This is a genomic window from Micromonospora sp. NPDC047753 (genome assembly GCF_040642735.1).
Lineage (GTDB): Bacteria > Actinomycetota > Actinomycetes > Mycobacteriales > Micromonosporaceae > Micromonospora.
The window spans coordinates 1-3,120 of sequence record NZ_JBEYSL010000656.1; the positions used below are offsets into that span (position 1 = coordinate 1).

Sequence of the window (3,120 nt, forward strand, 5' to 3'; positions counted from 1 at the left end):
CCAGGTACTACCGTCAGATTCCATGGACCTCAACGCTGACCTGGGCGAGGGATTCGGCATCTGGCGACTCGGTGACGACGAGGCACTGCTGAGGGCGGCGGACCGGCGGGGCCGGGGCTGCCGGCGGGCGAGGACGGGTCCGGCTCCCCCGACCCGGAGGACGGAGTGTGCGGGGGTGGCTGGTCGGTCATGAACGCTCCTCAGCATCGGCTGGAACGGTTCACGATCTTCCCGGGTGCACGCCCCTGCCGCAGCCCCGACTCACGGGGCCGATCGGCCAGGAAGCTCAGTCGATGACGCGTACGTGCTCTGCCTGTGGGCCCTTCTGGCCCTGGGTGATCTCGAACTCGACCCGCTGACCGTCGTCCAGCGCCTTGTAACCGTCCATCTCGATCGCGGAGAAGTGGACAAAAACGTCCTGCCCGCCGTCGACGGCGATGAAGCCGTAGCCCTTTTCGGCGTTGAACCACTTCACGGAGCCCTGTGCCACTGTGCACTTCCCTCACTCTGCCCGGCGTTGCCTGACTCGGCGCACGGCACGGCCGGACGCCCCGGACCACCGACTCAGCGATCGATGACCGCCATTGAAGAAGGTGACCGAAATCGCACGCTACACGAGGACTGACGGCCGCGCACGGCCACAAAACAGACACACTCCGAGGCGCACCGGCCGCGCTGATCGGCCTGATTCCCGAGCCACCGGATTCGCCCGCGTCATTGCAGAATGGAGGGGCGTTCGCCGGGCGGCCCCGAGATGACGGCGATCGGGCCCAGCTCGCGAAACGCCATCCCTGCCCTGTGGTAGGCATGCGGACATGACCACCGACATGGGCCCGCCGACAGTGCGGCTCGCGGAGATCCGCCGGGTCCGGCCGGAGGACGCCGCCCGGATGCGGGCGCTGCGCCTGGAGATGCTGGCCGACGCGCCGTTGGCCTTCCTGGAGACCCTGGCGGACGCGGCGGCCCGACCGCACAACGAGTTCGCCGCCCGGGTCGCGTACACCTCGGCCGGTGCCGGTAACGCGCAGTTCGTCGCCGACCCGGGCGGCCGGCTGGTCGGGCACGCCGGTGGTACGACCCACCCGAACGAACCGGGACTGACCGTGATCTACGCCGTGTACGTCACGCCGACCTGGCGCGGCAGTGGCCTGCTCGGCGAGCTGATCGACGGGGTGGCCGCCTGGTCGCGGGCCTGCGGCCGGCCGGAACTGCTGCTGGAGGTGGTGGTCGGCAACGACCGCGCCTATCGCGCCTACCAGCGTCTGGGCTTCAAGGACACCGGGGTACGGGTCCCCCACCCGAACATCCCAGCCCTGACCGAGCTACAGATGCGCCGAACAGCCTAGAACAGAGAACCATCCCAAGGCAGAACCACTGAGATGCCCTAAAAAAGCCGGCAGCGACGCCACCGCCGTGCCCACAACGGGTTTCCGGGGCAGCCCGACCCGCGCAGGGATCAAGCCTGACCGCCCGAAGCGGGTCGGGCTGCCCCGGAAACCCCCAACCGCGACCACCTACACGTGACGCCGCGACTGAACAATCCGGAACCGGTTCGCCACGTACGCCCCGTCGGTCAGCGCCGAGTTGGCCGCCGCGTTGGCTCCACTGCCGTGGAAGTCGGAGAACGCCGCCGACTGGTTCACGAAGACACCGCCGGTGAGGTTGCAGGACAGGTGCACCCCGACCTCGACCGCCACCGCCTCGGTTGCGTCCAGCACCGCCTCGTCGGTCGAGTAGACACCGGCGGTGAGCGCGCCCTTCTCGCCGACCGTCCGGCGCAGCAGCTCCAGGCTGTGCGTGGTCGAGTCGGTAGCGATGGCGAACGAGATCGGCCCGAACCATTCCCGGCCGTACGTCTCCGAGTCGTCCGCGGTCAGCTTCACGATCGTCGGGGTACGCACCACCGCGTCGGCGTACGACGGGTGGGCCACGGCCCGCGACTCCAGCACCGGCTCGCCGACCTTGGTCACCTCGGCCAGCCGCTCCAGCACCCCGTCGTTGACGATGGCACCGGTCAGCTCCACACCCCGGGCCGGGTCGGCGGTGAGCTTGCCGACGACGGCGGCGATCCCGCCGGCCACCTCGTCGAAGCTCTTGTGCCCCTGGTCGGTCTCGATGCCCCCGGCCGGGATGAGGATGTTCTGTGAGGTGGTGCACATCTGCCCGCTGTAGAGGGTCAGCGTGAACCCGAGGTTGCGGCACATGCCGGCGAAGTCGTCGGTGGAGTCGACGACGACGGTGTTGAGGCCGGCCTTCTCGGTGTAGACCGATGCCTGCCGGGCGTGCGTCTCCAGCCAGTCGCCGTACTCGGTGGAGCCGGTGAAGTCGACAATCCGGATGGCCCGGTGCAGGGCCAGGTCACTCGCGAGCTTCTCACCGGGAGCCTCGGCCGCCAGCATGATCAGGTTCGGGTCGAACCCGGCCTCGGCGAGCACCTCCCGGGCGTACTTCACGGTGATGGCCAGCGGCAGCACCGCGCGCGGGTGCGGCTTGACGATCACCGGGTTGCCGGTGACCAGCGAGGCGAACAGCCCTGGGTACGAGTTCCAGGTCGGGAAGGTGTTGCAGCCGATCACCAGCGCCACCCCACGCGGCACCACGTGGAACGTCTTGGTCATCCGCAGCGGGTCACCCTTGCCGGCGGCCTTCTCCCAACCCGCCGTGCCCGGGTGCCGGGTCATCTCGGCGTACGCGTACGCCAGCGCCTCCAGCGCCCGGTCCAGCGCGTGCGCGCCACCGGCCTGGAAGGCCATCACGAACGCCTGCCCGCTGGTGAACTGCACAGCGTTGGCCAGCTCGAAGATGTGCTTGTGCAGCCGGTCGAGGATCTCCAGGCAGACGCCCACCCGGGCCTGCGGGCCGGCGTCGCGCCACGCCGGCAGCGCGGCGGAGGCGGCGTTGATCAGCTCACCGGGGCCGGCGTGTGGGTAACGCACCGCCAACTCCACCCCGAACGGGCTCGTCTCGGTGGCGACCCGAACGCCAGTGCCGGGCTGGTCGAGCGGGAAGTCACCACCGAGGTACGCCTCGAAGGCGGCCTTACCGTCGGCGGCGGCGGTCTCGCCGTACACCCGGGGGCTGGGGGATTCGGGATAGGCGGACCAGTAGCCCCGCTCCGTG

At 69.9% G+C, this 3,120-nt stretch carries 3 protein-coding genes and 1 pseudogene; 2 read left to right on the forward strand and 2 right to left on the reverse strand.

Annotated elements, in window-relative coordinates; translation table 11 throughout:
• Positions 1-22: 22 nt before the first annotated feature.
• Positions 23-91 (forward strand): annotated as a pseudogene (locus ABZ749_RS32640) (LamB/YcsF family protein); the annotation flags it as partial.
• A 195-nt stretch (positions 92-286) separates the two neighbouring features.
• On the opposite strand, the gene ABZ749_RS32645 reads toward ABZ749_RS32640, so the two are convergent.
• The gene (locus tag ABZ749_RS32645; RefSeq protein WP_355005844.1) at positions 287-490 is read right to left on the reverse strand and encodes a cold-shock protein; all 204 of its coding nucleotides are present in this window, start codon (positions 488-490) and stop codon (positions 287-289) included.
• A gap of 325 nt (positions 491-815) precedes the next feature.
• Between ABZ749_RS32645 and ABZ749_RS32650 the strand changes: the two genes are divergently transcribed.
• On the forward strand, positions 816-1,346 hold the full coding sequence (locus tag ABZ749_RS32650; protein WP_357234668.1) for a GNAT family N-acetyltransferase: 531 nt from the start codon (positions 816-818) through the stop codon (positions 1,344-1,346).
• A 168-nt stretch (positions 1,347-1,514) separates the two neighbouring features.
• On the opposite strand, the gene paaN is transcribed toward ABZ749_RS32650, so the two are convergent.
• On the reverse strand, positions 1,515-3,120 hold a 1,606-nt coding region (gene paaN / locus ABZ749_RS32655; protein ID WP_357234670.1), incomplete at its 5' end, for a phenylacetic acid degradation protein PaaN.